The 26,720-nt window shown below is 69.9% G+C and carries 28 protein-coding genes and 3 pseudogenes; 13 read left to right on the forward strand and 18 right to left on the reverse strand.

The window, feature by feature from the left end:
- Positions 1-110 precede the first annotated feature (110 nt).
- Together OG780_RS14645 and OG780_RS14650 are read right to left on the reverse strand one after the other, a co-directional pair.
- The gene (locus OG780_RS14645; RefSeq protein WP_328448325.1) at positions 111-1,076 is read right to left on the reverse strand and encodes a zinc-binding dehydrogenase; all 966 of its coding nucleotides are present in this window, start codon (positions 1,074-1,076) and stop codon (positions 111-113) included.
- A 185-nt stretch (positions 1,077-1,261) separates the two neighbouring features.
- Positions 1,262-2,485, reverse strand: a complete 1,224-nt coding sequence (locus OG780_RS14650) for an NAD(P)-dependent malic enzyme (protein WP_328448327.1) — start codon at positions 2,483-2,485, stop codon at positions 1,262-1,264.
- A 539-nt stretch (positions 2,486-3,024) separates the two neighbouring features.
- Between OG780_RS14650 and OG780_RS14655 the strand changes: the two genes are divergently transcribed.
- The 3 genes from OG780_RS14655 to OG780_RS14665 are packed head-to-tail and all read left to right on the forward strand — an operon-like array spanning position 3,025 to position 5,747.
- On the forward strand, positions 3,025-3,987 hold the full coding sequence (locus OG780_RS14655; RefSeq protein WP_328448329.1) for an ABC transporter substrate-binding protein: 963 nt from the start codon (positions 3,025-3,027) through the stop codon (positions 3,985-3,987).
- Between the two features lie 33 nt (positions 3,988-4,020).
- A complete protein-coding gene (locus OG780_RS14660; protein ID WP_328448331.1) occupies positions 4,021-4,950 on the forward strand; it encodes an amino acid ABC transporter permease in 930 nt (309 codons plus the stop codon).
- Positions 4,947-5,747 carry an amino acid ABC transporter ATP-binding protein gene (locus tag OG780_RS14665; RefSeq protein ID WP_328448333.1) on the forward strand — a complete coding sequence of 267 codons (801 nt, stop codon included), beginning with the start codon at positions 4,947-4,949 and terminating at the stop codon, positions 5,745-5,747. Before OG780_RS14660 ends, OG780_RS14665 begins: the two co-directional genes overlap by 4 nt.
- A gap of 93 nt (positions 5,748-5,840) precedes the next feature.
- Here the strand turns inward: OG780_RS14665 and OG780_RS14670 are convergent, their stop codons facing one another.
- Positions 5,841-7,679: an AfsR/SARP family transcriptional regulator gene (locus tag OG780_RS14670; RefSeq protein WP_328448335.1), complete on the reverse strand. Its 1,839-nt coding sequence runs from the start codon at positions 7,677-7,679 to the stop codon at positions 5,841-5,843.
- Between the two features lie 62 nt (positions 7,680-7,741).
- The gene (locus OG780_RS14675; protein ID WP_328448337.1) at positions 7,742-8,386 is read right to left on the reverse strand and encodes a hypothetical protein; all 645 of its coding nucleotides are present in this window, start codon (positions 8,384-8,386) and stop codon (positions 7,742-7,744) included.
- 196 nt (positions 8,387-8,582) lie between these two features.
- Between OG780_RS14675 and OG780_RS14680 the strand changes: the two are divergent.
- Positions 8,583-8,994, forward strand: a pseudogene (locus OG780_RS14680) (ATP-binding cassette domain-containing protein); the annotation flags it as partial.
- Here OG780_RS14680 and OG780_RS14685 read toward each other — a convergent pair.
- A complete protein-coding gene (locus tag OG780_RS14685; protein WP_328448339.1) occupies positions 8,994-10,592 on the reverse strand; it encodes a transposase in 1,599 nt (532 codons plus the stop codon). The pseudogene OG780_RS14680 and the gene OG780_RS14685 overlap by 1 nt on opposite strands.
- Positions 10,593-10,632: 40 nt before the next feature.
- Positions 10,633-11,205: an IS607 family transposase gene (locus OG780_RS14690; protein WP_328448341.1), complete on the reverse strand. Its 573-nt coding sequence runs from the start codon at positions 11,203-11,205 to the stop codon at positions 10,633-10,635.
- Positions 11,206-11,282: 77 nt separating this feature from the next.
- Between OG780_RS14690 and OG780_RS14695 the strand changes: the two are divergent.
- Positions 11,283-11,606, forward strand: a pseudogene (locus OG780_RS14695) (amino acid ABC transporter ATP-binding protein); the annotation flags it as partial.
- Between the two features lie 104 nt (positions 11,607-11,710).
- Here the strand turns inward: OG780_RS14695 and OG780_RS14700 are convergent.
- The 3 genes and pseudogenes from OG780_RS14700 to OG780_RS14710 all read right to left on the reverse strand — a co-directional run bounded on the left by OG780_RS14700 (position 11,711) and on the right by OG780_RS14710 (position 13,181).
- Positions 11,711-11,962, reverse strand: a complete 252-nt coding sequence (locus tag OG780_RS14700; protein WP_328458778.1) for a hypothetical protein — start codon at positions 11,960-11,962, stop codon at positions 11,711-11,713.
- Positions 11,905-12,299, reverse strand: a pseudogene (locus OG780_RS14705) (RNA polymerase sigma factor); the annotation flags it as partial. The gene OG780_RS14700 and the pseudogene OG780_RS14705, both read right to left, overlap by 58 nt.
- 123 nt (positions 12,300-12,422) lie before the next feature.
- Positions 12,423-13,181, reverse strand: coding sequence for a class I SAM-dependent methyltransferase (locus OG780_RS14710; RefSeq protein WP_328448343.1), 759 nt, complete (start codon positions 13,179-13,181; stop codon positions 12,423-12,425).
- A 100-nt stretch (positions 13,182-13,281) separates the two neighbouring features.
- Here OG780_RS14710 and OG780_RS14715 point away from each other — a divergent pair, with 100 nt between their 5' ends.
- Positions 13,282-13,911 carry a CGNR zinc finger domain-containing protein gene (locus OG780_RS14715; protein WP_328448345.1) on the forward strand — a complete coding sequence of 210 codons (630 nt, stop codon included), beginning with the start codon at positions 13,282-13,284 and terminating at the stop codon, positions 13,909-13,911.
- Here the strand turns inward: OG780_RS14715 and sodX are convergent.
- Positions 13,815-14,249, reverse strand: coding sequence for a nickel-type superoxide dismutase maturation protease (gene sodX, locus OG780_RS14720; protein ID WP_328448347.1), 435 nt, complete (start codon positions 14,247-14,249; stop codon positions 13,815-13,817). The two genes, OG780_RS14715 and sodX, sit on opposite strands and share 97 nt — an antisense overlap.
- A gap of 145 nt (positions 14,250-14,394) precedes the next feature.
- Here sodX and sodN point away from each other — a divergent pair, with 145 nt between their 5' ends.
- Positions 14,395-14,790 carry a superoxide dismutase, Ni gene (gene sodN, locus OG780_RS14725; protein WP_053662116.1) on the forward strand — a complete coding sequence of 132 codons (396 nt, stop codon included), beginning with the start codon at positions 14,395-14,397 and terminating at the stop codon, positions 14,788-14,790.
- 138 nt (positions 14,791-14,928) lie between these two features.
- Here the strand turns inward: sodN and OG780_RS14730 are convergent, their stop codons facing one another.
- On the reverse strand, positions 14,929-15,126 hold the full coding sequence (locus tag OG780_RS14730) for a hypothetical protein (RefSeq protein WP_326785570.1): 198 nt from the start codon (positions 15,124-15,126) through the stop codon (positions 14,929-14,931).
- Between the two features lie 326 nt (positions 15,127-15,452).
- Here OG780_RS14730 and OG780_RS14735 point away from each other — a divergent pair, with 326 nt between their 5' ends.
- The 6 genes from OG780_RS14735 (at position 15,453) to OG780_RS14760 (ending at position 20,286) form a co-directional block, all read left to right on the forward strand.
- Positions 15,453-16,775 (forward strand): DUF2254 family protein, encoded by a 1,323-nt coding sequence (locus OG780_RS14735; RefSeq protein WP_328448354.1) that lies wholly within the window; start codon positions 15,453-15,455, stop codon positions 16,773-16,775.
- A gap of 276 nt (positions 16,776-17,051) precedes the next feature.
- Positions 17,052-17,465 (forward strand): SHOCT domain-containing protein, encoded by a 414-nt coding sequence (locus tag OG780_RS14740; protein ID WP_328448356.1) that lies wholly within the window; start codon positions 17,052-17,054, stop codon positions 17,463-17,465.
- Positions 17,466-17,614: 149 nt separating this feature from the next.
- A complete protein-coding gene (locus tag OG780_RS14745; RefSeq protein ID WP_326790800.1) occupies positions 17,615-17,995 on the forward strand; it encodes a helix-turn-helix transcriptional regulator in 381 nt (126 codons plus the stop codon).
- Between the two features lie 61 nt (positions 17,996-18,056).
- The gene (locus tag OG780_RS14750) at positions 18,057-18,476 is read left to right on the forward strand and encodes a VOC family protein (protein ID WP_328448358.1); all 420 of its coding nucleotides are present in this window, start codon (positions 18,057-18,059) and stop codon (positions 18,474-18,476) included.
- Positions 18,477-18,661: 185 nt separating this feature from the next.
- Positions 18,662-19,498, forward strand: coding sequence for a hypothetical protein (locus OG780_RS14755; RefSeq protein ID WP_328448360.1), 837 nt, complete (start codon positions 18,662-18,664; stop codon positions 19,496-19,498).
- A complete protein-coding gene (locus OG780_RS14760) occupies positions 19,495-20,286 on the forward strand; it encodes a VOC family protein (protein WP_328448362.1) in 792 nt (263 codons plus the stop codon). The genes OG780_RS14755 and OG780_RS14760 overlap by 4 nt, the downstream gene beginning before the upstream one ends.
- On the opposite strand, the gene OG780_RS14765 is transcribed toward OG780_RS14760, so the two are convergent.
- The 7 genes from OG780_RS14765 to OG780_RS14800 all read right to left on the reverse strand — a co-directional run bounded on the left by OG780_RS14765 (position 20,283) and on the right by OG780_RS14800 (position 26,507).
- Positions 20,283-20,540, reverse strand: coding sequence for a hypothetical protein (locus OG780_RS14765; protein ID WP_328448364.1), 258 nt, complete (start codon positions 20,538-20,540; stop codon positions 20,283-20,285). The genes OG780_RS14760 and OG780_RS14765 overlap by 4 nt on opposite strands.
- Positions 20,537-20,884, reverse strand: coding sequence for a DUF952 domain-containing protein (locus OG780_RS14770; protein ID WP_328448366.1), 348 nt, complete (start codon positions 20,882-20,884; stop codon positions 20,537-20,539). The genes OG780_RS14765 and OG780_RS14770 overlap by 4 nt, the downstream gene beginning before the upstream one ends.
- A gap of 10 nt (positions 20,885-20,894) precedes the next feature.
- Positions 20,895-22,121, reverse strand: coding sequence for an RNA polymerase sigma factor (locus OG780_RS14775; protein ID WP_328448368.1), 1,227 nt, complete (start codon positions 22,119-22,121; stop codon positions 20,895-20,897).
- A 5-nt stretch (positions 22,122-22,126) separates the two neighbouring features.
- A complete protein-coding gene (locus tag OG780_RS14780; protein WP_328448370.1) occupies positions 22,127-22,540 on the reverse strand; it encodes a YciI family protein in 414 nt (137 codons plus the stop codon).
- A 468-nt stretch (positions 22,541-23,008) separates the two neighbouring features.
- Entirely contained in the window at positions 23,009-23,662 is a 654-nt protein-coding gene (locus tag OG780_RS14790) for a GNAT family N-acetyltransferase (RefSeq protein WP_328448374.1), read from the reverse strand.
- A 156-nt stretch (positions 23,663-23,818) separates the two neighbouring features.
- The gene (locus tag OG780_RS14795) at positions 23,819-24,874 is read right to left on the reverse strand and encodes a family 2 encapsulin nanocompartment cargo protein polyprenyl transferase (protein WP_328448376.1); all 1,056 of its coding nucleotides are present in this window, start codon (positions 24,872-24,874) and stop codon (positions 23,819-23,821) included.
- A gap of 226 nt (positions 24,875-25,100) precedes the next feature.
- Positions 25,101-26,507, reverse strand: coding sequence for a family 2B encapsulin nanocompartment shell protein (locus OG780_RS14800; protein ID WP_328448378.1), 1,407 nt, complete (start codon positions 26,505-26,507; stop codon positions 25,101-25,103).
- Between the last annotated feature and the right edge of the window lie 213 nt (positions 26,508-26,720).

The raw sequence follows: 26,720 nt of genomic DNA on the forward strand, positions 1-26,720 counted from the left end.
CACCCGCACCCGCACCCGCACCCGCACCCACCGGACACGCGAAACGGCGGGCCCGGAAACCCGGACCCGCCGCGACAACCCTCTGGAACAACCCTCTGGAACAGCCTCTGTCAGCTCGCCGTCAGCACGATCTTGCCGAACAGATCGCCGGACTCCAGCCGCTCGAACCCTTCGCGGGCCCGGTCGAGCGGCAGCACCTCGTCGACGACGGGCCGCACACCGGTGGCCGCGCAGAAGGCCAGCAGGTCCTCCAGCTCGTCCTTCGTTCCCATGGTGGAGCCGACCACCTTGAGTTCGAGGAAGAAGATCCGCGTCAGCTCGGCGTGCGAGGGCCGGTCACCGCTGGTGGCGCCCGAGATGACGACGGTTCCGCCGGGACGCAGCGACTTGACCGAGTGCGACCAGGTGGCGGCGCCGACCGTCTCGATGACCGCGTCGACCCGCTGTGGCAGCCGCGCCCCGGACTCCAGCGCCTCGACGGCGCCGAGTTCGAGCGCCCGCTTCCGCTTGGCCTCGTCGCGGCTGGTGGCGAAGACCCGCAGTCCGGCGGCCTTGCCGAGCACGATCGCGGCGGTGGCCACGCCCCCGCCGGCACCCTGGACGAGCACGGAATCGCCGGGCCGGACCCCGGCGTTGGTGAACAGCATGCGGTACGCCGTCAGCCAGGCCGTCGGCAGGCAGGCGGCCTCCGCGAAGGACAGTTCCTTGGGCTTGGGCAGCACGTTCCACGTCGGTACGGAGACCTGCTCGGCGAAGGTGCCCTGGTAACGCTCGGTGAGGATGGACCTGGGCTCGTCGGGGCCGACCCCGTGCCCGCTCTGGCCGATGACGGAGTGCAGGACGACCTCGTTGCCGTCCTCGTCGATTCCGGCGGCGTCGCAGCCGAGGATCATCGGCAGCTTGTCCTCGGCGAGGCCGACGCCGCGCAGCGACCACAGATCATGGTGATTGAGGGAGGCGGCCCGTACGTTCACGGTCGTCCAGCCCGGCCTCTGTCCGGGGGCCGGGCGCTCCCCCAACTCCAGGCCGTTCAGCGGCTGGTCACGGTCGATTCGGGCGGCGTAGGCAGCGAACATGACCTCGACGATAGGCTCCGCCCCCGGCCTGGGGAACCGCCTCCCCGTGTGACACGCGTCCCGCAGCACTCCCGGCGCAAGCCCCACCGGGCAACAGCCTCTCCTCGCCTCCGCCTCCCCTCGGACAAAAAAAGATGGCCCCGCCGGGAGGAAACCATCCCGGCGGGGCCAAGCAGGACACCACGTCAGCGACGGGCGACGCCCTCCGCACGGGCGGCGGCGGCCACCGCGGCCGTCACCGCCGGAGCCACCCGCTCGTCGAACGGCGAGGGGATGACGTAGTCCGCGGCGAGGTCGTCCCCGACCACCGCGGCCAGCGCGTCGGCGGCGGCGATCTTCATGCCCTCGGTGATCCGGGAGGCCCGGACCTGGAGCGCACCGGCGAAGATTCCCGGGAAGGCCAGCACGTTGTTGATCTGGTTCGGGAAGTCCGACCGCCCGGTCGCGACGACGGCCGCGTACTTGTGGGCGATGTCGGGGTGCACCTCGGGGTTCGGGTTGGCCATGGCGAAGACGAAGGCCCCCTTCGCCATGGAGGCGACCGCCGGCTCCGGCACCGTACCGCCGGAGACACCGATGAAGACGTCGGCGCCCGCGAGCGCCTCCTCCAGCGAACCGGAGATCCCCGCCTTGTTGGTGATCTCCGCGAGCTCGCGCTTGACGTCCGTCAGGTCGTCCCGGTCACGGGACACGACGCCCTTGCGGTCGGCGACCGCGACATCGCCGAGACCCGCCTCCAGCAGGAACTTGGCGATGGCGATACCGGCCGCGCCCGCTCCGGAGATCACCGCGCGCAGGTCGCCGAGCGAGCGCCCGGTCAGCCGGGCGGCGTTCCGCAGGGCCGCGAGGGTGACGACCGCGGTCCCGTGCTGGTCGTCGTGGAAGACGGGAATGTCCAGTCGTTCCTGGAGCTTGCGCTCGATCTCGAAGCACCGCGGTGCCGAGATGTCCTCCAGATTGACGCCGCCGAACGAGGGAGCGAGCCGGACCACCGTCTCGACGATCTCGTCGACGCCGGTGCAGGCGAGCGCGATCGGCACCGCGTCCACACCACCGAACTGCTTGAACAGGATGGCCTTGCCCTCCATGACGGGGAGCGAGGCCTCCGGGCCGATGTCACCGAGCCCGAGCACTGCCGTCCCGTCGGTCACCACAGCGACCACGGACGACTTCCACGTGTAGTCGTGGACGAGTTCCGGCTGCTCGGCGATCGCGCTGCACACCTTCGCGACGCCGGGCGTGTAAGCCAGGGACAGGTCGTCCTTGTTGCGGATGGGCACAGTGGCTTGCACAGCCATCTTGCCGCCGCGGTGCAGCGCGAAAGCCGGGTCGAAGGCATCGAGGGGCTCGACCCCGCCTTCGTGATCCGTACTGCTGTCGCTGCGAGGATTGACGATCTCCGCTGCCACTTTGTTTTACCCCTTAAGTCTTTATTGTTTGAGGGTGACCACTCCTGGTTGAGGGGTGGGCGGGCACCGCGCAGGCCCTGCCGCCGTGGTTGCGTACGGGCCGCTGCGCGACGGGCGCGCCGCACACGCGCCCTGAGCCCCGGATGAGGGGTGTAAAGAACCTTCTTACCGGACGGACGGTGCCGAGGACGAGTCCATAGAGCCAAGATCACACGGCGGTGAGATGACTCATCCCCGGATCCATTGACACTTCCGGACATGTCCTCGTTCGGACGTGAGTGCCGCCTAGCGGTCTTCCGCTTCTTGCGCGGAACCGAAGATCTTCCGGCCGGAAGGGAAGATTCCCGCACATGATCCGGCCGCACCTGACCGCCCGGTGATGGTTCGGGTGTCACCCGTTATCCGATTTTGACATGGCGGGCACCGTGAATCTCGCCGTCCGAATGGCAAGATGCCGTCATTACACGAGGTCGCGACACTCGAAGGTGTGTGTTTCCGTCGACCTATCGGCTACTCCCTGATCCGCCGGAGGAACCCTCATGACCGCACGCACCACCCGTCGTACCACCGCCCGGTCCCGGATAGCAGCGGTCGGTGCGATCGCGGTCGCCGGCGCCCTGATCCTCACCGGATGCGGTGACCAGACGGACAAGAGCAGCGACACCGGCAGCTCGGACACGTCCTCGTCCTCCGCGCCGCTCGCCGGCAAGCTTCCTGCCGACATCAAGAAGGCAGGCGTCGTCAAGGTGGGCTCCGACATCGCCTACCCGCCGGTCGAGTACATCCAGAGCGGCAAGGCCGTCGGTATCGACCCGGACATCGCGGACGCGCTCGGCAAGCAGCTCGGCGTAAAGTTCGAGTTCCAGAACGGCAAGTTCGACCAGCTCATCGTGGGTCTGCAGTCCAAGCGTTTCAACGCGATCATGTCGGCCATGAGCGACACGAAGGACCGGCAGAACGGCGTCGACTCGGACACCGGCAAGAAGGCCGGCAACGGCATCGACTTCGTCGACTACTTCACCGCGGGTACGTCGATCCTCGTCCAGAAGGGCAACCCGAAGGGCGTCCAGTCCCTGGACGACCTGTGTGGCAAGGTCGTCGCGCTGCAGAAGGGCACCACGTCCGAGGGCATCGCCAAGGCCCAGAGCACGAAGTGCACGAAGGACGGCAAGAAGGCCATCACGCTGCAGACCTTCGACACCGACCCCGAGGCGCTGCTCCGCCTGAAGCAGGGCGCGTCCGTCGCCGACCTGAACGACTTCCCGGTCGCGGCCTACAACGCCAAGACCTCGGGCGGCGGCAAGGACTTCGAGGTCGTCGGGGACCAGATCGAGGCCGGCCCGTACGGCATCGGCGTCAGCAAGGAGAGCACCCAGCTCCGTGACGCGATCCAGGCCGCCATGAACGCGATCATCGAGAACGGTGACTACGCGAAGATCCTGGAGAAGTGGAACGTCAAGGACGGCGCGGTGACCGAGGCCAAGATCAACGGCGGCTCCTGACCCTGCCTGGCGCAACACTGAAGGGCAGTCACTGTGACTGACACTGTCGACAAGACTCCGGCGTCATCCGTGCCACCGGAGCAGATCAAGGCCATCCCGGTGCGCCACTACGGCCGCTGGGTGGCCGGCGTCCTGGTCATCGCGGTGATGGCGCTGATCGTTCTCGCGTTCTCCAACGCGAACATCAACTACGACATCATCCCGGACTACCTCACGGACTCGACCATCCTGTCCGGCGTCTGGCACACGCTGTACATCTCCGTACTCGCGATGGTGCTGGGACTTGTGCTGGGCGTGATCCTCGCGGTCATGCGGATGTCCTCGAACCCGGTGACCAGCACCGTGTCGTGGCTGTACATCTGGTTCTTCCGCGGCACTCCGGTGCTGGTGCAGCTGCTCCTCTGGTACAACATCGCGCTTGTGTTCCCCGTCCTCAACCTGGGGTTCTACAAGGACGAGATGAACCAGGTGATGACGCCGTTCCTGGCGGCTCTGCTCGGACTCGGCCTCAACGAGGCCGCGTACATGTCCGAGATCGTCCGGGCGGGTATCCAGTCCGTCGACCTGGGGCAGACCGAGGCGTCGCACGCGCTCGGCATGACCCAGGGCAAGACGCTGCGCCGGGTGATCCTCCCGCAGGCGATGCGCGTGATCGTGCCGCCCACGGGCAACGAGTTCATCAACATGCTCAAGACCTCGTCACTGGCCTACGCGGTCCAGTTCAACGAGACGATCAAGGCGGCCACCGACATCTCCAGCACCTCGCTGGCAGTCGTGGAGCTGTACTTCGTCGCATCGATCTGGTACCTGATCCTGACCAGCATCTTCAGCGTCTTCCAGTACTACCTGGAGCGCCGTTACGCCCGAGGATCGTCGCGTACCCTGCCGCCGACGCCGTTGCAGCGCCTGAGGAAGAACCTCCGTCTGTTCGGTTCCTTCCGCCGCCCGGAGGTGGCCCGATGAGCAGTCTCAGCAAGGACATCACCCCGAGCACGAGCGGCCGTCCGATGGTCAAGTCCGAGGGGGTGCACAAGTCCTTCGGGCTCGCGCACATCCTCAAGGGCATCGACCTGGAGGTGAACCCCCGCGAGGTGTTCTGCCTGATCGGTCCGTCGGGTTCCGGCAAGTCGACCTTCCTGCGGTGCATCAACCACCTGGAGAAGATCAGCGCCGGGCGCCTGTACGTCGACGGTGACCTGGTGGGATACCGCCAGAAGGGCGACAGGCTCTACGAGCTGAAGGAGCGCGAGGTAGCCGCCCAGCGGCGGGACATCGGCATGGTGTTCCAGCGCTTCAACCTCTTCCCGCACATGACGGCGGTGGAGAACGTCATGGAGGCGCCCGTACAGGTCAAGGGCGAGACCAAGGCCGTCGCCCGAGAGCGTGCGGAGCGGCTCCTCGACCGGGTGGGGCTGGGTGACCGCAAGAGTCACTACCCCGCCCAGCTCTCCGGCGGCCAGCAGCAGCGCGTTGCCATCGCCCGTGCGCTGGCGATGCAGCCGAAGCTGATGCTCTTCGACGAGCCGACCTCGGCTCTCGACCCGGAGCTCGTCGGTGAGGTCCTCGACGTCATGCGGGACCTCGCGGAGGACGGCATGACCATGATCGTCGTCACCCACGAGATGGGGTTCGCCCGTGAGGTCGGCGACAGCCTGGTCTTCATGGACGGCGGTGTGGTCGTCGAGGCCGGCAACCCGCGCGACGTCCTGACGAACCCGCAGCACGAGCGGACACAGGCGTTCCTGTCCAAGGTGTTGTGAGGGTTCGCCGGTTTCGGCCGGCCCGCCTCCGCTTCACAGCGGCTTACGCACCCCGCCACGCATCCACGCGTGGCGGGGTGCCGTCGTCAGGTGTCACACCGCTTCGCCCGGCTCCGCACACGCTGATGCCTTGCTCACGACGAAGGCACGAATGGGGCCAAGCACCTGGAACCGTTGGCCGCGCGGTGTGCTGCGGCACTGCACCATCGATTGCTCCACTAGCGACACCAGCAAGGGCAGGACCCAAGCAGGTGACAGCGGCGGCCGGGCCGCGTCTCCGGCGGGGTTCTCCACATCCGTCAGGCCGAATGGACCCCGAAGCGCAGCCAGGCGCTGCAGGAACAGCTGCTCCGCTTCGGTAAGGCGTGCGTACGACCAGTCGAAGACGGATGTGAGCGTCGCATTCACCTCCCTCACGGGAAGCAATCTGGCGGCACCACCGGGTGCAGCCGGCTCCAGAAGACAGTCGAGGTTCCTGTCGAGACGATCCGCGAGTACCTTCATCGGCAGAACGCGGAGCCGGGTGGCGGCCATTTCGAGGGCCAGCGGCAGTCCGTCCAGGCGGCGGCTGATACGAGCGGCCAGTACATGATCGACGTGCCCCACTCTGTGGCCAGGCATCAACGGCACGGCCCTCTCCAGGAAGAGCCGGGTGGCTGCCGTCTGCTCATCGGCGACGGGGGTCGGCAGCGGGTCCAGAGGCCAGACCACTTCGCCACTGATGCGCAGCGGAGACCGTGACGTGGCGAGCACGGTCACATCAGGGTGAGCGAGAAGCCGACGAACCACGGCGGTGGCACTGGTCTCGCACCGGTCGGTGTTGTCCAGAAGGACGAGCGAACGCCTGCCCGGGTCGGCTGTGAGAACGTCCCCGACGCCGCCTGCCCGCGTGAAGTCCAACACAGACTCAAGCCGCGACAACGCCGCGCGGCCGGGGGTGGCAACCACCACACCCTTGAGGAAACGGCCGGCCATGGCGTGCGCAGTATCCAGGGCGAGCACAGACTTTCCGCATCCACCAGGTCCCGTGACGGTCACCAACCGCTCACGTTCGGCGAGTTCAGCAAGTTCGGCCCGCTCACGGTCCCGACCGATGAGAGTGACGTGCGGCCGTTCCTCGCTCTGGAGGAACTCACCGATGACCGTGTCCGAAGAGAGGCGGGAGCGTACCGGCGTGCAGGCGTCGTTGGCGAGAATCACTCGTTGGATGGCCCGGAGCTCAGAGCTTGGTCCGACGCCCAGCTCCTGGTCCAGCAGAGTGCATAACTCCCCGTACGCCTCCAGCGCTTCCTTCGTGCGGCCGCTGCGGTGCAGGGCCAGCATCAGCCGCGCCCAGCGGTGTTCCCGAAAGGGCTGAGCCCGCACCAATTCCCTGAACTCCGCGACAGCGTCGACGTGATCACCCGCCGACAACCGGGCGTCCATCTTCTCTTCCTGAACATCCAGCCGCATTTCCTCCAGCTGGGTGACCCGCGCTCGCAGTGGTTCCGTGAGTTCGAGCGACTCCAGGACGTCTCCCCGCCACAGGTCGAGTGCCGTCGCAAAGAGCCGCGCCGCCTGGTGGGGCCGGTCGGAGCGAGCAGCCTTCCGCGCATCGGCGACACGGCACTCGAAGGCGGCCAGGTCGAGGTCACCGGGCTCGGTTCGAAGACCATAGCCGTCTCGGATGGTGGCGACGAAGGAGGAGGAGGAGGAGGACCGGCCCTCCAGGAGACGGCGAAGCGTTGAGACGTACGAGTGGAGATTGGCGCGGGCCGACGCGGGCGGCGCATCTCCCCAAAGAACGTCGATCAGCTCGTCGGTGGGGACGGCGCGTCCGTGACGCAACAGGAGGACCGCCAGCAGAAGGCGCGGTTTCCGGCGAACAAGATCTATGGATTCCCCTGTGTGCGCCTGTATTCGGAGTGGTCCCAGAATAAAGAATTTCACCATAAACATCCCCCGTGTTCAGTATCCAGACTCTACTGAACACGAGGGATGCACTTCGACCGGTATCAGTAGGCCTTCACACAGACATTCGCGGTCTTGGCGAAGGAGTCCGAACGGCTTCCGACGTAAGCGGTGTAGACGGCGTCGGCCCGCACGCAGACTTTGTCGCGACCGCTCACGGGGGCGACACCGACAGTCCTCTTGAACGTAGCCGGCCTGCCGGTGTTGGACTGGACATAGGACGAACTATTGCTGCTGTACTTGGTGGAGCGCTTGGCAGTGTTGAGACGGCCGCACGCCTGGGTGGGCGTCACACCGACCGCGAAGGGGAAACTGACCGTGACAGCCGTGGAGGTCTTGCACCCGGAGTCGTAGAAACGCTGCGACAAGTCCGCGTCAGACAGCTTCTTCGGTGCCCCGTTACGACCGCACTGCCCCTTGATGACCATCGTCATCTTCGGAGCACTGAGGCGAACCTTCTCGACCCACTTTTCCCTGGAACCGGACCTCTTGTACCACCAGAGATACTCCGTCTTCCCGGTCAGAGAGACCACGAGACACTTTTCCAGGTCGCCGGAGTAACTCGTGAATGTCACCCCGTACGGCTTGCTCGACCAGGTCTTGGTCACCGCCTGCGCCTGGGTGGTCGCACCGACAACCATCATCAGTGCCAGCAGTGCGACGGTCAGTACCCTCTTCTTGTCTGCCACTCGGAATTCTCCCAGAGGTCAAGGCGACGGGGGTCGCCGCCTTGACCGACGATTGCGTGGCCCGCCATACATGCCGCCATACACGAGTGCGCAGGCGCCTCCCCGGCTCGCTCAAAACAGCGGCCTCGGCTCCCCGGACAAGTACGTCTCCACGGGGATCGCGGCATCGGGCTTGTCGCGGCGTGCCCGGCGGCCGATGTGCCCGACGAGTCCCCTGGAGGTCCTCAAGGGCATCGACCTGGAGGTGAACACCGGTGAGGTGTTCTGTGTCATCAGCCCGTCCGGCTCTGGCAAGTCGACCTTCCTGAGGTGCATCAGCCGCCTGGAGAAGATCAACGTCGGCTGGCTGTACGTCGACGGCGATCTGGTCGGCTACCCCCAGAAGGCGACAATCTCTACGAGCTCAAGGACAGCGAAGTCGCTCTGAAGCGCCGGGACATCGGCATGGTCTTCCAGCGCTTCAACTTGTTCCCGCACATGACGGCCGTCGAGAACGCGTAGAAGCGCCGATCGAAGTGAAGGGCACCAAGAAGTCGGATGCCCGGGACCGCACGATGGAACTGCTCAAACGCGTCGACCTGTCCGACAAGGCGAAGAACTACCGTTCCTAAGGACTGAGCGGGAGTGGGTCCTGTTGCCAGAACCCGTGCTCAGCCGCGTGTCCCGAACGGTGTTGGACACGCTGGTTCCCCGCTTTGACCGCACGGCCGGTCGCCGCTCTCTGGGGGCTGGTTCCGTTCCGTGTCCGGCGGGGTCCCTCACGCTCCAAGGTGCCCGGTTCGGCCTGGACGTTCCGATGCCCGCCACCATCGCTCTGGTGGGTGCGGGGCGGTTTCGTCCGTCGCCGGATCGGGTGCCCGAGGGCGCGCCTTCCGATCGCGATGCCCGCTGCGTCGTGGCGGGTCATCGCACGTTTGTTGCTGGTCAGGGGGGTCTTCCAGTGCTCGGCGCCCCACTTGGAGGTGTACGCCGGGTCGACGGCGACCAGAAAGAGGCCGTGCTCGGCGGCCATGTTCACCAGCCGGGCCTTGACCTTGCCGGTGGGGATGCCGTGGATGAGTTGCCGGAACCGCTTGCGGTGGCCGAACCTCTCGCGGGTCTTGCCGTCGGAGAAGTCGAGGTCTTCGACAGCGATCGCGGTGACGCCGGTCCGGGTGGCCCAGCGCAGCAACTGGCTGAGCGCGTGCCGCAGCTGCGCGTCGCGGTGGTCCGCGCTGCCGGTGAGGTCATAGGCGAACCGGTGGGGGTCGCCGACGGGGTTGCCGTGCCGGTCGAGGCGGTATGCGGCGAAGTGGTCGGCGTTGGTGTCCACGCCGATCAGCCCGCCTGCCCGGGCCGCTTCCAAGGCGATGGCCTGCACGGCGGGGCGCTTCCACGAGGCGGTCAGATACCAGCGGCCCTTGGCCACGTCGTAGTGGATCTCGTACGCGATCGCCCGGTTCCCGGCGACACGGTCGGCCCACTCCGCGCCCCGGTACCGGAAGGCGACGCGGCCGGTCAGGACGTACCGGCCATGCGGGCTGTTGGCCAGGTACTCCAGCGGCTTGGGCAGCTTGACAGAGACCTCGCCGTCCGGGGTGACGCGGATCGTTTCGTTCCCGAACCGCTTGCCCGACTCGCCGTCCGCGCTCAAGAACCAGCGGGCGGCCTCCCAGCGTTCCCGCCATCGGGTCTCGGTAAGACCGGCGGCGGCCAGGTTGTGCCGGTTGTTCGCGAGGTTCTTCCCGCCGCGCACGACGTGCACCCGCCCGGTCGCGATGTCCTCCTCCACCTTCGTGAGACGGGCCTTGAGGATGTGGAGTCGGCGGGACTTGTGGAACCACTCCGCCTTGGACCGGTAGCCGCCCGGCCTGCCCTTGGCACCCTTCTCCCCGACCGGGAGGGACAGACGGTGCATGAGCATGCGGATGCCGTCGGCGAGCTTGTCCCGGTACGCGAACTGGCCACGTCGGGCCAGGGCGTACTGGTCGTGGGTGCCCTTGGTGACGGCACCGGCCCAGCGGGACGACGACTTGGCGGTCAGCTCCTGCTTGCGGGTGGCCCAAGTCCGGCTGGTGCGCTCGAAGCCGGTCCGCGAGTACAGGGCGAGGTCGGCGGTGGCGAGGCCGCCCAGGTGGGCACCGATGAGACGCAGGACCCTGTCGTCCTGCGAGGTGAGGTCTTTGAGGCGGTCGCGGATCGCGACGCCCGTATGGTCCTGGACCACGAACGGGCTCGGACCGCACGCAACGGCTTCTTGCGCTCGCTCACTTCGCGGCCGCCTCAAGCGCCTTCCGCGCGCGGTTCCCTGCGGAGCGGCGTCCGTACAAGCGGGCGCAGAACCAGGTCAGGACCTCGGTCATGTCGCGGACCAGATCGTCTTCGGCCTCGCCGTCGTCAAGGATGACGAGGCGACGACCATGCGCGGCCAGTGCCGCCTCGACGAGCTCACTGTTCATCCGCCCGAGGCAGTCCTTGTGCTCGACGACCACCGTGGTCACGGCCGGGTCGGCCAGCAGCCGACGGACCTTCGCCCGCCCGCCGTTCATGCCCGAGGCGATCTCCGACTCGGTCCGCACGACCCGGTGCCCGGCCTTCGCCGCCCACTCCACCAGCCGCGCGGTCTGCCGCACCAGGTCGGCCTTCTGGTCGTGGGAGGAGACCCGGGCGTACAGGCCCACGCCCCCGACGGCATCGGCGACCTGGTTGGCCTCGATGTTCACCAGGATCGTGCGCGGACCCACCCGCTCCGCAGGTACCGGCAGCGTTCCATCACGAAACCAGCGGCGCGCCGTCTGCGGATGGACGCCCTGGGCCTTCGCCCACTCGGTCAGATTCACACGCCAGACCGTAGAGGCCACTCACTCATGAATGCTCGTGATCGCTCGTTCTTCACTAGAACGAGTCCAGCTCAAAGCCCATGCAACTGTCCGGCGGCCAGCAGCAGCGTGTGGCCATCGCCCGCGCGCTGGCGATGGACCCGAAGCTGATGCTCTTCGACGAGCCGACCTCGGCCCTGGACCCGGAGCTGGTCGGTGACGTCCTCGACGTCATGCGCGACCTCGCCGAGTCCGGTATGACGATGGTCGTCGTCACGCACGAGATGGGCTTCGCCCGTGAGGTCGGCGACAGCCTGGTCTTCATGGACGGCGGTGTGGTGGTCGAGTCCGGCAACCCGCGCGACGTCCTGACGGACCCGCAGCACGAGCGCACGAAGTCGTTCCTGTCGAAGGTCCTCTGACCAGGACGCCGACACTGCGGAACGCAGGAACAAGGGGCGGTACGGGTCTCCCGTACCGCCCCTTCCTCATGCCCCCCCGTTCCCCCGTTCTCGTGCCCTTCCCGCTACTTCGGCAGCGCCGGGGTCTTGAGCAGCGGGCCGAGCCGGCCCTTGCCCCGGTAGCCGGTGCTGTCCCGGACGTGGAGGGCCCTGCCGTCCTTCAGGTTCAGGACCGCCGCGAACTCCCGTCCCCAGTCCGGAACCGGGTGCAGGGCGGGGTCGGTCACCGCCGTGCGCCGGCGCCACCTCACCCGCGAGGCCTGCGCGAAGACGGTCTCGCTGCCGCGGCTCCCGGGTACCTGGACCTCGTCCACCACCCGGTGTCGCTGTCGACCGGCCGCCCCGCCACGTCGGGCACCTCGCCGTACGCGTGCTCGCGCCGCCAGAACCGGCGGCGGGCGGAGATGAAGGTGTTGACCAGCGTCCTGCGCGCGTAGGCCTCGAGACTTTCGAGACGTCCGTGCCGGCACGCGCCGAGGACAACCTTCACCAGGGTCGTCTGGACGAGGTCCTCGGCCTCGTCGCGACTGCCGCACGCAGAGAGGCTCCCCCAAGCTCTCGGCTTCGCTCGAGCAGGGGGCACCCCCAGCGGAACAGCGCCCACCGTCTGCCCTCCACGAAAGCGTGCAGAGCGGCTTCCTCGCCGCGCGTCATCCCGCCCCCTTCCCGGCCCGCGCTCGCGGACCGTCTCACCCTCCAGTGCGGCGGGAGGTGCCGCAGGACGCAGTGGAGGCGGTACGGATTTCCGTACCGCCTCCAACAGGTTCCGCGGGTGGCCTACTTGACCGCGAGCACCAGCGCGTCCGAGGGGGAGCGCCACACCGGGCGGGCCTCGCCGAAGCCCTGTTCGCGCAGCACGCGCGCGTGCCAGTCGGCGGAGGGGGTGTCCCCGTCGGCGTGCTCGCCGTAGATCTCGAAGCGGCGGGCGGTGGGGCCGGCGAGGACCGGGTCCTGGGCGGCCACCTCCCACCAATCGGCCCAGTCGAGGGCGCCGTCCTTCTTGGCCAGCTCCCTGCGGGCGCGCTGCTGGGCGCGGTCGGCGGCGTTGATCCGGGGTGTCGTCTCGTCGATCATGTGGTCGACGTTCATGAACACACCGCCGTCACGGACGAGTTCGGCGATCTGGCCGTAGAGGACGGTGAGGGGTTCGCTGTGCAGCCAGTGCAGGGCCGTGGCGGTCAGGACGGCGTCGTACGTGTCGTACGGCAGCCGCTCGCGCCAGCGGGGGTCCTTGAGGTCGGCGGTGACGAGGGAGACCCGGTCGTCGCCGGCGAAGGTGCCCTCGGCGATGGCGAGGAGGGCGGGGTCGAGGTCGACGCCGGTGCTGGTGGCTCCGGGGAGGCGGGCGAGCAGCCGGGCGGTGATGGTGCCGGTCCCGCAGGCGAGGTCGAGGACGCGGGGCGCGGGTCCGACGAGCGCCTCGGCCATGTCGAGCATCACCCGGAAGCGGTCCTCGCGGTCCGGCATGTACCACTCCTGCTGCCGGTCCCAGCTCTGCTGCCAGGCATGCCAGTCGGTTCCGGTGCCGATGGCCATGAAAGCCCCTCCTCCAGTCGACGACGTAATACCCTGTAAGGGCGATCAGCTGTTACCTGATCACCGTCACGACGATAGAGCGCCTCCGTAAGGACTACAAGTGGAACTGGCCTATTACTCGGATTACGCCGTCCGCCTCGTCAACACCGAGGAACCGGTCCGGGGCAAGGACTCGCTGACCTCCGTCGAGGCCGTCCGTGACCTGTTCGGGGGCAACGCCTCGGCGGCCCGCCGCGCCGCGGAGGCCGACGTCACCCGCTTCCGCTCGGTACGGGGACGGCTGCGCGCGGTCTTCGAGGCGGCGGCCGGCGGCGAGGAGACCCTCGCCGTGGACCTGCTGAACTCCCTGCTCCTCGAATTCCCGGTGAGTCCGCAGATCTCGGGGCACGACCACCGCGACGACGACGACCGCCCGCTGTGGCACATGCACCTCGCGGATCACCCGTCGAACGCGACCGCGGGCTACGCGGCGATCGCGGCGATGGGCCTCGCCTTCCATCTGACCGAGTACGGCGTGGACCGTCTCGGCCTGTGCGAGGCCGCCCCGTGCCGCAACGCCTACCTGGACACCTCCACCAACCGCTCCCGGCGCTACTGCTCGGACCGCTGCGCGACCCGCGCCAACGTCGCGGCCTACCGCGCCCGCAAGCGCCTGGAGGCGGACCGGACGGGAAGCACCGGCCTGGCGGCCACCAGCGCCCAGCGGACGACGGCGAACGGCGACCGCTGACCCGCTTTCGGCGGCCGGAAACGGAACCACACCTTCCCGAGGACGAGTTCCTCGGGGACGGTTCCGTAGTCGGTGCTGTCCCCGCCCGCGAACGCGTTGTCCCCGAGCACCCACCAGCCGCCCTCACGCCGTTCCGCGATCCGCTTCACGACGAGCAGGTCCTGCTGGAACGGATGGCGCAGGACGACGACATCGCCCGGCCGCACCCTCGCCCCCCACTGAACGACGAGCCGATCCCCGTGCTGGAGTGTGGGCACCATCGAAGGGCCCGTCACCTCCGCCGCCCCGAACGGCAGCAGAGCCTTCCCCCGCTCGGTCTCCTGCGACAGCTCCGGCATCACCGGCACCTCCCCGGTCCTATCCTCCACCAGTCCCAGTTTCACCCCGGACTTTTGTCCTAAGCCCATGGGGGCACTCGCGAAATAGCGTCTCCCACGGAGTAATGTCCCACCTGAGAAGACGATCACGAGGAAGGACAGCTCAATGCTCTCCCGCCTGTTTGCCCCCAAGGTCAAGGTCAGCGCGCACTGCGACCTGCCCTGCGGCGTGTACGACCCGGCCCAGGCCCGCATCGAGGCGGAGTCGGTCAAGGCCGTTCAGGACAAGATGGCCGGCAACGACGACCCGCACTTCCAGGCTCGCGCCACGGTCATCAAGGAGCAGCGCGCCGAGCTCGCCAAGCACCACGTGTCGGTGCTCTGGAGCGACTACTTCAAGCCCCCGCACTTCGAGAAGTACCCGGAGCTGCACCAGCTGGTCAACGACACCCTCAAGGCCCTCTCGGCCGCGAAGGCGTCCACCGACCCGGCGACGGGCCAGAAGGCGCTGGACTACATCGCCCAGATCGACAAGATCTTCTGGGAGACCAAGAAGGCCTGACCTTCGTCCGGGCCGTCCGAGCCGCGTCCGCGCGGATCGCGTCGCCCGTCTGTACGCACCCGGACTGTCGGGCCGCCGTTCCCGGCGGCCCGACAGTCCGGGTGCGTACTGCTTTCCCGGGGCGGTGGGCGTCCTCGGTCACACGGGAAGCTGACGCATCTCGATCACCCGAAGGCCCAGGGCCTGGAACCGGGTGAGCAGTCCGTAGAGATGGGCGTCGTCGATCACGGTGCCGAAGAACAGGGTCTGCTCCTTCGTACGGACCCTGTCGAGTTCGGAGAAGGCCGAGGCGAGCGTGTCCGAAACAATGCCGGCGATGCGGAATTCATAGCGCATACGAGCACTTCCCTCGGGGCCGGGGTGCGGGGTCCGCTGCGAAGCCCTGCCATCGTCGGCCGCCCGCACCGATGTGACATCCCCCGGTGCGGGCGACATCCGCCCACCTCGGAACTCTCCCGCTCACACCCTCGCCACTCCACCTTCCACCCGTACCCCGGCGTTACGCCCTCCGGGCGACGAAAAAGGCCGAAAAAAGGGTGAGCGGGCCCGTGCCGCGCGGGGGCTCACCTTCGACGGGTGATGCGGGTGGCCGCGCGGGCGGCGAACCTGGGGAGGCGGGTCCGCGTTCCGGCGGCCCCCGGGACCGCCTCGGAGGATGTCCGATGAACGCTCTCGCGGCAGCCGGCCGGGACACCTCCGTCCGCACCGGCCACGCCGCGTTCCGCCGTCGGCGGTGGTGGCGCGCGGGCCTCCTCCAACTGCTGTTCATCGGCATCGGACTGGGCCTCGGCCTCCTCGTCCCGGAGTTCGCCCGAGGACCCGTGCTGCCGTCCCGCCAGGTGGCCGAGATGCTGCTCGCGACGGGCTTCGGAGTGCTCGGCGCGGCCACCGTCATCTTCTCCGTGCTGTTCCTGGTGGTGCAGTGGGCGGCCACCACCTTCACCCCGCGGCTCACCCTTTTCCGGGACGCGCCGATCGTGTGGCGGACGTTCGCCTTCGCCGTCGGACTGACCGTCTTCTGTGCCACCGCGGCCCTGACCATCGCCAACCGGGACGAGGTCTCGGTGGTCGTGCCGATCAGCGCGGGCGTCCTGCTGCTCCTGCTGCTGACGCTGCTGCGCGCCCTCCTGCTGCGGGCCGTCGCCGCGATCCAGCTGGCCCCGGTGCTCGGCTCCATCACGGAACGGGGCCGGCACAACCTCGACGTCCTGTATCCGGGCACGCGGGAAGACCTGGGAGACCCGGCCGGTCCGGGCGGGCCGTGTTCGACGGTCCGCTGGCCGAAGGGCGGCGCGGTGCTGCAACGCGTGGACGAGGACCTGCTGGCGGGCGCGGCACGGGCGGCGGACGCGGTCGTCGTGCTCCGGGTGACCCCCGGCACCACCGTGCAGCAGGGCACGACCGTCGCCGAGGTGTACGGCGGCGAACTGGCCGCCTCCGCCGTGCTGCGCGGCCTGGAGACCGGCGCCGAACGCGTCTTCGACCAGGACCCCGGACTCGCCTTCCGGCTGCTCGCCGACATCGCGCTCAGGGCGCTGTCCCCGGCGGTCAACGACCCCGCCACGGCGGTCCAGGCCCTGGACGCCGTGGACGATCTGCTGCGCCGGCCGGTCCCGGCGCGGGCCCGGCCCCGCGAGATCGCCGACCGCGCGGGCAACCTTCGCGTGGTCGTCCCGCTGCCGGGCTGGGACGACTTCCTGCGGACCGCCGTCGACGAGGTGATCCCGGCCGCCCGGAACTCCCCGATGGTCCTGATCCGCCTCCGGACCCTCCTGGAGGACCTGCGCGGGGCGGGCCACGGCGGGGCGCCCCTCACCAGGCGGCTGACCTGGGTGGACGAGGAGCTCGACGCCCGGTTCCCCCGGCTCCGGGACGCCCTCGCGGAGGAGCGCGACGGGCGTCAGGAGCGTGACGGGCGCGCGGTGCGCGAGGAGTTCCAGGAACGCGGGGAGCGTGGAGGGCGCGAGGCGCCTCAGGGCGATTGACGAGCGGCCCGCCGGGGCCTCCGGGGTGACCGGCCGGGGCGGATCCGTCACGGCGACGGCATCGGGACCGGCGACGGTCCCGATGCCGTCGCCGTGACGGGTGCCCCTACCGGTACCGGTGCCCGGTGCCGGTACCGGTCGTCGAGGAGCCCGCGGAGGCGGATCCGCGAGCTCACCCGCGGAGGGTGATCCGCCGGGGCGGGGGGTGACCGCACTCTGGAGCCGAAGCAAGACGTCACGCCCGCGGAGATGTCGACAACCGACAGGAGTTCGACCATGAACGGCTCGACGCTCAATCTGGCAGCGGACTACCCCCTGCTGAACGTCTTCTGGAGCATGATGTGGTTCTTCCTCTGGATCCTCTGGTTCATGCTGCTCTTCCGCGTCATCGGGGATGTCTTCCGCGACGACGAGCTGAGCGGCTGGGGCAAGGCGGGCTGGTGCGTCTTCGTCGTCATCGTGCCCTTCCTGGGCATCTTCGTGTACCTGATCGCACGGGGCCGCGGAATGGGTGAGCGCGAGATGAAGCGCATGCAGCGGAACCAGGAGGACATGAACTCCTACATCCGTGAGACCGCCGGGACCACCGGCAAGGCCGACGAGTTGGCGAAGCTCGCGGACCTCAAGAGCCACGGCCACCTCACGGCCGAGGAGTTCGAGCAGGCCAAGGCCAAGGTCCTCGCCGCCTGACGGCACGGACACCCCCGCGTACGCACGACCACCGCCGTCCCCCGGGCCAGTGATCCCCCGGGGGGCGGCGGTCCGTGTGCCATTCTGGGGAGGTGGCGAATCCCCGACCGCTCGAAGACCTGGTCCGGCTGCGGCAGGCGCGCGACCGGATGAACCGCGAGTACGCCGAACCGTGGGACATGGCCACGCTCGCGCGCACCGCGCTGATGTCGCCCGGACACTTCCAGCGCAGTTTCCGGGAGGCCTTCGGCGAGACGCCGTACACGTATCTGATGACCCGGCGGATCGAGCGCGCGAAGGCTCTGCTGCGGCGCGGCGACCTGACGGTGACCGAGGTGTGCTTCGCGGTGGGCTGCACCTCGCTCGGCTCGTTCAGCTCGCGGTTCACGGAGCTGGTGGGCGAGACCCCGAGCGCGTACCGGGCCCGCCCGCACGACCACGGCGCCCCCATCCCCTCCTGCGTGGCCCGCCGGCTCACCCGCCCGGCCCGCCACCGCAACCCGGAGGCGGAACCGGGGACGCGTCTCTAGGGCCCGCCGTCCTCTCCTCGTCCGCCCGCGTGACGCGAACGGCAGGCTCTAGGTTGGACGCATGGATCTGAAACTGTCCCAGTGCTTCATCTCCGTCGACGACCACGACAAGGCGCTCGCCTTCTACCGTGACGTGCTGGGCCTGGAGGTCCGGGGTGACGTCGGATTCGAGGGAATGCGCTGGGTCACCGTCGGCTCGCCGCTCCAGCCGGATGTGGAGATCGTCCTGGAGCCCCCGGGGGCTGACCCGGACGCCTCCCCCGCGGACAAGCAGGCCATGGCCGAACTGCTGGCCAAGGGGATGCTGCGCGGGGTGATCTTCTCGACGACCGACTGCGACGAGCTCTTCGAGCGGGTCCGTGCCTCGGGCGCCGACGTCGTCCAGGAGCCCGAGGACCAGCCGTACGGCCTGCGGGACTGCGCCTTCCGCGACCCGGCGGGCAACCTCCTGCGCTTCGCGGAGAAGCGCGCCGGCCGCTGACCGGGACGGTCCGCGGCCGGCCCCGCACTCCTCCGGGCCCCGGGACCGGCTGTCGTTCCCGGGTGCCGGCGGCATCCGGCGGGGCGACAGGAGGCCGGAATTACGGGGGAGGGACACTACGTCCGTGTTCCGCGGCCATGATCGGCCCGTGGGACGAACCGTCCGAACGCTTCGAGGAGCCATCCGTGCCGTCCGCACGCCCCCGCGTCCTGTTCGTCAGCGACCTGGCCTATCCGGCCAAGGGGCGGCGGTACTGCGACGAGGACATCGCCCTGACCTCCCGGCTGCGCGAGGACTTCGACATCGCCGTGTGCCACCCGCTGGACGCGGCCGCGCTGATGACCGGCTTCGACGCCGTGGTCGTACGCAACAGCGGGCCCGTCCTGCACTACCAGGCCGCGTACGACGCGTTCCGCGAACGGGCGCTCGCGGAGGGGGTCCGCGTCTACAACCAGCTCTCCGGCAAGGGGGACATGGCCGGCAAGGGCTATCTGCTGGAGCTGACCGCGGCTGGGTTCCCCGTCATTCCGACCGTCGACCGCGCACAGGATCTGGGCCTGCTGCCCGAGGCCGCCATGTACGTGGTGAAACCGAGGCAGGGGGCGGACTCCATCGGCCTGGAGTTCGTTCCGCGCGAGAAACTCGCCTCCCTGCCGTTCGGCGACCTCCTCGTCCAGCCACGCGTCGACTTCCGCTACGAGGTGTCGTTCTACTTCGTCGACCACACCCTCCAGTACGCCCTGTACGCGCCCGACCCGGAGCGGCGCTGGGCCCTGGAGCCGTACGAACCGACCGACGAGGACCGGGAGTTCGCGCAGCGGTTCGTCGAGTGGAACGACATCGCGTACGGCATCCAGCGCGTGGACGCCTGCCGGGCACCCGGCGGCGAGCTGCTCCTCGTCGAGCTGGAGGACCTCAACCCGTATCTCTCCCTGGACGTCCTCTCCCCCGGGACCCGCGACGCCTTCGTCGCACGGATGAAGGCGTCGCTGCGCGCCCTGATCGCCGGGGAGACGGCATGAACCGTACGGACGGTGAGGCGGGGAAGCCCTCGGTGACCACGGGGCCGGTCGTCCGGTGGACCCACGTCTTCGTCGACCGGCCCGCGGCGGAGCTCGGACGGGCCCTCGGCTTCTGGACGGCGGTCACCGGCACGAAGCTGTCCGAACCCCGGGGCGGCCAGGGCGAGTTCGTGACGCTGCTGCCCGGCGAGGGGGACGCGTGCGTGAAGGCCCAGGGTGTCGGGGACGGCGTCGGGGGCGCGCATCTCGACCTGTCCGTGGAGGACGTGCCGGCGCTGGTGGAACGGGCGCTGCGGCTGGGTGCCGCGGTCGTCGCGGACCACGACGGGTGGGCCGTACTGCGCTCCCCCGGCGGGCAGTTGTTCTGCGCGGTGCCGTGGAACGGGGAATCGGCGCGGCCGCCGGTGACCGAGGGGCCGGACGGGGCGACGAGCCGGCTGGACCAGGTGAGCATCGACCTGGCGCCGGGCGTGTACGACGCCGAGACCGTCTTCTGGAGCGAGCTCACGGGGTGGGATTCCCTCCCCGGAGCGCTCCCCGAGTTCCATCTGATCAAGCCGCCCACCGGGCTGCCGCTGCGCATCCTGCTGCAACGCCTGGGCACCGACCGTCCCGCCTCGGCCCACCTGGACCTCGCCTGCTCGGACGTCGACGCGGTCCGGGCCCACCACGAAGCCCTGGGCGCGACGGCGGTCGGCCGGGGCGCGCGGTGGACGGTGATGCGGGACCCCGCCGGCGGCACCTACTGCCTGACCGGCCGCGATCCCGCGACGGGCAGCCTGCCCTAGGGGCGGGTCGCGACCATACAGAGGACGGGCCCCCCGCGCTCCGCCTCGGGGCAGGGCAAGTCCGAGACCTGGGCGGAGATCAGCGGGGCCGGGCCGTCACGGCCGTCCTGCTCGGAGGTGTACCAGCCGGTGGGCGGTGGCGGCTGCGCCGAGGCCTGGAGCCAGAGCGTGAGGATGCCGCCGCCGGCCACGGCGACCGCCCACAGCACCAGGAGCCGACGCCACACCCGGCGTCGCTCCCCGTCCGCGCTCACGCCGAAGCCGCCCCGCCCCGGTCCCAGACCTCAACGTCCACGACCGCCTCCACCGCGATCGGCCCGTAGATGTGCGGGAATTCCTCCCCGCCGGGGTCCATCGCCTCGAAGCGGACCGGCGCCGTGAGCCGTCCGGCGTCGATCACGAGGACCACGAGTTCGTCGGGTCCGGTGTAGGAGCCGTACACCGTGGCGGCCACGGCGGGGAGTTGGCGGCGCAGCGAGCAGTGGATGAAGCCCTCCTCCTGGAGGGTCCGGCCGCGGGTGGAAATCTCGAAGGTGCCCGACGCGCGGGCCGCGTCCCACAGGGAACGCTCGGTCAGATGCAGCAGAGGTTCGGACATGCGGACCACGCTACGTACGCAGCCGGGCCGCCCGCACCTCCAAATAGCGGCGCTCGGGCAGGCTGAGGGTCTTGGCCGCCGCCGACGCGTAGGCCTCACGTGCCGCGTCCGGGTCGCCCGCGCGCTCCAGCAGGTGCGCCCGGACCGCGTCCAGCCGGTGCCCGGCCGCCGACTCCCCCTCCATCCGGTCGAGTTCGGCGAGAGCGGCACGCGGCCCGTGCACCATGGCCACGGCGACCGCGCGGTTGAGGTGTTCGACGGGACCCGGGACCCGGCGGACGAGGAGGTCGTACAGGCCGAGGATCTCGGTCCAGTCCGTCGCCTCCGCCGACGGCGCCTCGTCGTGGACCGCGGCGATGGCGGCTCGGAGCGCGTACGGGCCCGCCGGTCCCAGCGCCAGTGCCTCGGTCACCAGGGTCACCCCCTCCTCGATCGCCGTCCTGTCCCAGCGGGTGCGGTCCTGTTCGTCGAGGGGGACGAGTTCCCCGTGCGGCCCGGTCCGCGCCGCGCGCCGGGCGTCGGTGAGCAGCATCAGCGCGAGCAGTCCGGTCACCTCGCCGTCCTCCGGCAGCAGTTGCCGGACCGTGCGGGTCAACCGGATCGCCTCATGGGCGAGTTCGGCACGCTGGAGGGTCGAGCCGGACGTCGCCGTGTAGCCCTCGTTGAAGATCAGGTAGAGCGTGTGCAGGACTGCGGGAAGCCGTTCCTCCCAGTGGTCGGGGCGGCCGAGACCGACTCCCCGGATCCGCTGCTTGGCCCGGCTGATCCGCTGCGCCATGGTCGCCTCGGGCACCAGGTACGCCCGCGCGATCTCCGCCGTGGTCAGGCCGCCGACCGCGCGCAGCGTGAGGGCGATCTGCACGGTCGGGGACAGTGCGGGATGGCAGCACAGGAAGAGCAGGGAGAGGGTGTCGTCCAGCGACGGGGCGCGGTCCGGGCCCGGCGGCGGCGCCGTGAAGGCGTCCCGCGGTGTCAGCGCCGCGGCCTTCTCCTCCCGCAGCCGCCGCGCCTCCTCCGCGCGCAGGGCGTCGACGAGCCGGCGCGAGGCGACCTTGATCAGCCATCCGCGCGGGTTGTCCGGCACACCCTTCTCGGGCCATTGCCCGGCGGCCGCGAGCAGCGCCTCCTGCACCGCGTCCTCGGCCGAGTCGAAATGCCCGTAGCGGCGGACGAGCGCGCCGAGGACCTGCGGCGCGTGGCGGCGCAGCAGGTCCTCGACCTCGGTCGTGTCCCTCATCCCGCTCAGATGTCCCCGGCCCCCTCCTGGACGGGCCGGATGACCACCGGGTGGCCGGTCTGGCCCTCGGGGCCGGGGCAACGGGTGACCCGCTCGGCGATCTCGGTGACCCGCTCCAGGCTCGCGCAGTCGACCACCCAGTAGCCGGCCATCAGCTCCTTGGTCTCGCTGTACGGGCCGTCGGTGATCACGGCCTTGCCGTCCGCGTCCAGGGACACCTGGCGGGCCCGCGCGGGGTCGGTCAGTCCCTGGGCGTCGACGAGCTCGCCGGACTCGGAGAGGTCGTCGCCGATCGCGCCCATGTAGGCGTACATGGCCTGCAGTTCCTGCTCGCTCCAGGCCGGCGCCTGCTCGGAGGCGTTGCCCCGCATGCCCTCGTAGTCGGCCTGTGTGCCCTGCACCATCACCAGGTACTTCATGAGTCCGCTCCTTCGGCTTCCTCGGCTCGGACCGCCCGTCGTGGGCGGCTCTCACAGGGGACGTCGGAGCCGGCCCGCGTTTCTCTACACGTTCCCCGCACGACTTTTCACGACCTCGTGCGGCGGTGTCCGGCGTGCGTCAGGACGGCTCCGCCCCGGCCTCCTCCGGCAGATCCCGCCCCTCGCCCCCGCCTTGGCCTTGCCCTTGGCCCTCGCCTTGGCCGTGTCCGTGCCCTGGCTCGTCCGCGTAGGTCGCACAGTCCGGGTTGCGGCAGGGTCCGGGACCCCATCTGGGCACCCAGGCGCCCAGAGTCTTGTACCGGTGCACGACCGTGGCGACCGGCTGCCCGCATTCTGGACATACATGCTCATCCGTGCCCATGCCTTCAGGGTAGGACGGCGGACCCACCACTTCCTGTCGTACGTCCAGAACAAGGCCCGGCTCCGGCTCCGGCCCCGGCTCCCGGCCTAGGCCCGCGCCGGTCCCCCGGGACGCGGCTCGCGCCACATCGGCCACATCCGCGGGCCGTCCGGCAGGTCGAGGGGGCGGCCCGAGAGCGCGAAGCCGAGCCGTTCGTACAGTGCGCGGCTGCGGGCGTTGCTCGCCTCCAGGTACGCGGCCAGTCCCTCGCGGTCGCAGCGGTCGAGGACCGACTCGATCAGCGCGCGGCCGAGGCCCTCGCCCTGGCGCTCCGGCGTCACCCCGATCATCCACAGGTAGGCGTGGGCCCGCCCCTCGGGGTGGATGCCGGCCGTCAGCCGGCCGATCAGCTCGACGCGTTCGTTGTCCGGGTCGACGGCCTCGCGGAGCTGCGCGGGACCGTCCTCGTCCGCCCCGTCGCCTTCGCCGTCCCCCCGGTTCCCGCCCGCGCCGTCATGGTTCCCGGTGGCGGGGACGGACAGCCACAGGGCGCACGCCGAACCGTCCTCGGCCAGATCGACGCGCCCCTCGGCGAGCACCACATCGGTGAAGGCCGCCATCAGCCCGGGGTGCTTCGCCCGGCGCTGCGCGGGGTCGGGGAAGACCCAGTTGCTCACCGGATCGTCCTGGAAGGCCTCGTCCAGCAGCCGGACGACCAGCTCCCGGTCCGCCTCGTCCGCCACCCGGATCGCCACACCCATGACCAGCCCCGCCCTTCGCCCCAACCAGCCTCGACCGTACGGCGGTTGAGCCTATTACGCCCCCGCGCCGGCACACGGAGCCGGGCACCGCACGGATGTCAGGTTCCGTACGGTGCCCGGGGTTCCGGGGCCGTCGACCAGCGGCACCGGAACCGGTCAGGTGCTGCGCCGCGTGACGAACTCGGCGAGTGCGAGAAGGCCGCCCGCCGCCTCGGGGTCAGGCACCGCGCGGGACAGTTCGTGCATCGCCCGGGACATCCGGTCGGCCGCCTGGGCCTGCGCCCAGTCACGCCCGCCCGCCCGCTCGACCGCCAGCACCGTGCGCTCCAGCTCCCCTTCCCGGTAGGGCGCCGCGTACAGCTCGGCGAGTTCGACGGCCGCCGGGGTGCCCGAGGTGAGCGCGGCGACCACGGGCAGCGACTTCTTGCGGGCGGCAAGGTCCGCCCCGGCCGGTTTGCCGGTGCGGCCCGGGTCTCCCCAGATCCCGATCACGTCGTCGATGAGCTGGAACGCGAGCCCCGCCTCCCGGCCGAACGCGTCGAGAGCCTCGACGTCCTCGGCACGCGCCCCCGCGTACAGCCCGCCGATGGCGCAGGCACTGCCGAGCAGGGCTCCCGTCTTCGCCTCGGCCATGGCGAGGCACTCGTCGAGGGTGACCTCGTACGGGCCGAGCTTCTCCATGGCCGTGTCCGTGTGCTGTCCGGCGCACAGTTCGACGACGCAGCCCGCGAGCCGCGCGGCGGCGGCCGAGGACGCGGGGTGCGGGTCCTCGGCGAGCATCCCCAGGGCCAGGGCCTGGAGGGCGTCCCCGGCGAGGATCGCGTCGGCGTCGCCGAACACGGTCCACGCGGTGGGACGGTGTCTGCGGGTGGTGTCCCGGTCCATCACGTCGTCGTGCAGCAGGGTGAAGTTGTGGATCAGCTCCACCGCGGCGGCCGCCCGTACGGCCGCCTCGCGCTGTCCGCCGAGCGCCTGGACCGCGGTCAGTACCAGCGCCGGCCGGATGGCCTTGCCTGCGTTCCCCGCCGCCGGGGTGCCGTCCGCCTGCTCCCAGCCGAAGTGGTACAGCGCGATCCGGCGCATGGAGCCCGGCAGCGAGTCGACGGCCCGGCGCAGCTCGGGGTCGACGCACGCCCGCGCCCGCTCCAGGACGACCGCGGCCTCCTGCGCGTCGGGCGGGCCCGGCGGGCCCGGTCTCTCCGGTCTCTCCATGGGGCCTGGGCCGGGACCCCGTCGGTCCGAAGGCCTCGCCGGGCGCCGTCCGCCGGGGATTCCGGCCGGTCCCTGCCGTGTCCGGGTCGTCATGTCCTCACCCGCTCGATCGCTCCGGAACACCTGCTGACGATGGCGCCGAGGAGGCCGCCGTGCGCGGGTGCGTGTCCCCGGTGTGGTCCCGCCCCGGGAGGCGGGACCACACCGGGCTCCGCTTGGCGGAACGTCACCGCCAGCGCCCGATCTCGACGTTCTCCAGGATGCCGAGCGCGTCCGGCACGAGCACCGCGGCCGAGTAGTACGCCGTCACCAGGTAGGAGATGATCGCCTGTTCGTTGATGCCCATGAAGCGCACCGACAGGCTCGGCTCGATCTCGTCCGGGATGCCCGCCTGCTGGAGCCCGACCACTCCCTGTTCGGCCTCGCCGGTACGCATGGCGATGATCGAGGTCGTACGGGCGTCGCTGACGGGGATCTTGTTGCACGGGAAGATCGGCACCCCGCGCCAGGTCGGGATGCGGTTGCCGGCGATCTCGATGCTCTCGGGGACGAGCCCGCGCTTGTTCAGTTCGCGGCCGAACGCGGAGATCGCGCGCGGATGGGCGAGGAACAGCTTGGTGCCGCGGCGGCGGCTGAGCAGCTCGTCCATGTCGTCCGGGCCCGGTACGCCGTCGTGCGGCTGGAGCCTCTGGTCGTACTCGCAGTTGTTGAGCATGCCGAACTCGCGGTTGTTGATGAGCTCGTGCTCCTGGCGCTCCTTCAACGCCTCCACGGTGAGCCGCAACTGCTGCTCGGTCTGGTTCATCGGCTGGTTGTAGAGATCCGCCACGCGTGTGTGCAGGCGCAGGACGGTCTGGGCGATGCTCAGTTCGTACTCGCGCGGGGACGCCTCGTAGTCCACGAAGGTGCCCGGGATGTCCTGCTCACCTGTGTGACCGGCCGCGAGGTCGATCTCCTTCTCGCCGTACTTGTTGGTGCGCTGCGACGGAATCGCGCGCAGTTCCCGAAGGTGTTCGTTCAGGGACTCGGAACGCTCCGCCACCTGTTCGAGGTCCTGGCGGGGCAGTACGAGCACGGTCACCGCCGTCACCGCGCGGGCCGTGTACTCCCAGATGGCCTCCGGGTCGATGAGCGCCTGTTCGCCGAAGTACGCGCCGTCGGCGAGGACACCGAGCACCGTGTCGCCCCCGTAGGGGCCGGTGCCGATCTTCTCGACCTTGCCGTGCGCCAGGAGGAACACCTCCTCGGCCCGGCTGCCGAACGAGGTCAGCACCTCCCCCGGTGCGAACTCCCGCTGCTGGCACCGCTGGGCGAGCTCGCCCAGCACGTCGTGGTCCTCGTACGACCGCAGCACGGACAGTTCTCCGAGCTCCGCGGGGATGACCTGGACGCGGTCGCCCGTCTTGACGAACGTCACGCGTCCGTCGCCCACGGAGTAGCTGAGCCGCCGGTTCACGCGGTACGTGCCACCTTGCACGTTCACCCACGGAAGCATGCGCAGCAGCCACCGTGAGCTGATCTCCTGCATCTGTGGCGCGGACTTGGTGGTGGTGGCCAGGTTCCGCGCGGCTGATGTGCCGAGACTCTGCTGCGGACGGTTCTGCTCCGCGCGGACCTCTTCGCCTACCGACATGAAAATTGCCCTCCCGGTCGTGCACTGATCTTCGCGGCCAAGCCTTTCATCACTGTGTGTGCTGATGCCATTACACGAATGAGGGGGAATGGATCACTCCGGACGTGGGCAGGGAGGGCCGATTCCGCTTCTCCCGGACTGACCGGATCGGCTCGCACGCCGTGCGAACGGCTGGTTCCGGCCACCCGGCCGGATATAGAAGCTGCGGTACCA

The sequence above is a fragment of the Streptomyces sp. NBC_00386 genome, from assembly GCF_036063235.1.
GTDB lineage: Bacteria > Actinomycetota > Actinomycetes > Streptomycetales > Streptomycetaceae > Streptomyces.

Excerpts from the sequence above, each read along its gene's own strand:
- OG780_RS14645 (WP_328448325.1), bottom strand. The coding sequence starts at position 1,076 with ATGTTCGCTGCCTACGCCGCCCGAATCGACCGTGACCAGCCGCTGAAC.
- OG780_RS14655 (WP_328448329.1), top strand. The coding sequence starts at position 3,025 with ATGACCGCACGCACCACCCGTCGTACCACCGCCCGGTCCCGGATAGCA.
- OG780_RS14665 (WP_328448333.1), top strand. The coding sequence starts at position 4,947 with ATGAGCAGTCTCAGCAAGGACATCACCCCGAGCACGAGCGGCCGTCCG.
- OG780_RS14670 (WP_328448335.1), bottom strand. The coding sequence starts at position 7,679 with ATGGTGAAATTCTTTATTCTGGGACCACTCCGAATACAGGCGCACACA.
- OG780_RS14710 (WP_328448343.1), bottom strand. The coding sequence starts at position 13,181 with ATGGCCATCGGCACCGGAACCGACTGGCATGCCTGGCAGCAGAGCTGG.
- sodX (WP_328448347.1), bottom strand. The coding sequence starts at position 14,249 with ATGCCGGAGCTGTCGCAGGAGACCGAGCGGGGGAAGGCTCTGCTGCCG.
- sodN (WP_053662116.1), top strand. The coding sequence starts at position 14,395 with ATGCTCTCCCGCCTGTTTGCCCCCAAGGTCAAGGTCAGCGCGCACTGC.
- OG780_RS14730 (WP_326785570.1), bottom strand. The coding sequence starts at position 15,126 with ATGCGCTATGAATTCCGCATCGCCGGCATTGTTTCGGACACGCTCGCC.
- OG780_RS14735 (WP_328448354.1), top strand. The coding sequence starts at position 15,453 with ATGAACGCTCTCGCGGCAGCCGGCCGGGACACCTCCGTCCGCACCGGC.
- OG780_RS14740 (WP_328448356.1), top strand. The coding sequence starts at position 17,052 with ATGAACGGCTCGACGCTCAATCTGGCAGCGGACTACCCCCTGCTGAAC.
- OG780_RS14745 (WP_326790800.1), top strand. The coding sequence starts at position 17,615 with ATGAACCGCGAGTACGCCGAACCGTGGGACATGGCCACGCTCGCGCGC.
- OG780_RS14750 (WP_328448358.1), top strand. The coding sequence starts at position 18,057 with ATGGATCTGAAACTGTCCCAGTGCTTCATCTCCGTCGACGACCACGAC.
- OG780_RS14760 (WP_328448362.1), top strand. The coding sequence starts at position 19,495 with ATGAACCGTACGGACGGTGAGGCGGGGAAGCCCTCGGTGACCACGGGG.
- OG780_RS14770 (WP_328448366.1), bottom strand. The coding sequence starts at position 20,884 with ATGTCCGAACCTCTGCTGCATCTGACCGAGCGTTCCCTGTGGGACGCG.
- OG780_RS14775 (WP_328448368.1), bottom strand. The coding sequence starts at position 22,121 with ATGAGGGACACGACCGAGGTCGAGGACCTGCTGCGCCGCCACGCGCCG.
- OG780_RS14780 (WP_328448370.1), bottom strand. The coding sequence starts at position 22,540 with ATGAAGTACCTGGTGATGGTGCAGGGCACACAGGCCGACTACGAGGGC.
- OG780_RS14790 (WP_328448374.1), bottom strand. The coding sequence starts at position 23,662 with ATGGGTGTGGCGATCCGGGTGGCGGACGAGGCGGACCGGGAGCTGGTC.
- OG780_RS14795 (WP_328448376.1), bottom strand. The coding sequence starts at position 24,874 with ATGGAGAGACCGGAGAGACCGGGCCCGCCGGGCCCGCCCGACGCGCAG.
- OG780_RS14800 (WP_328448378.1), bottom strand. The coding sequence starts at position 26,507 with ATGTCGGTAGGCGAAGAGGTCCGCGCGGAGCAGAACCGTCCGCAGCAG.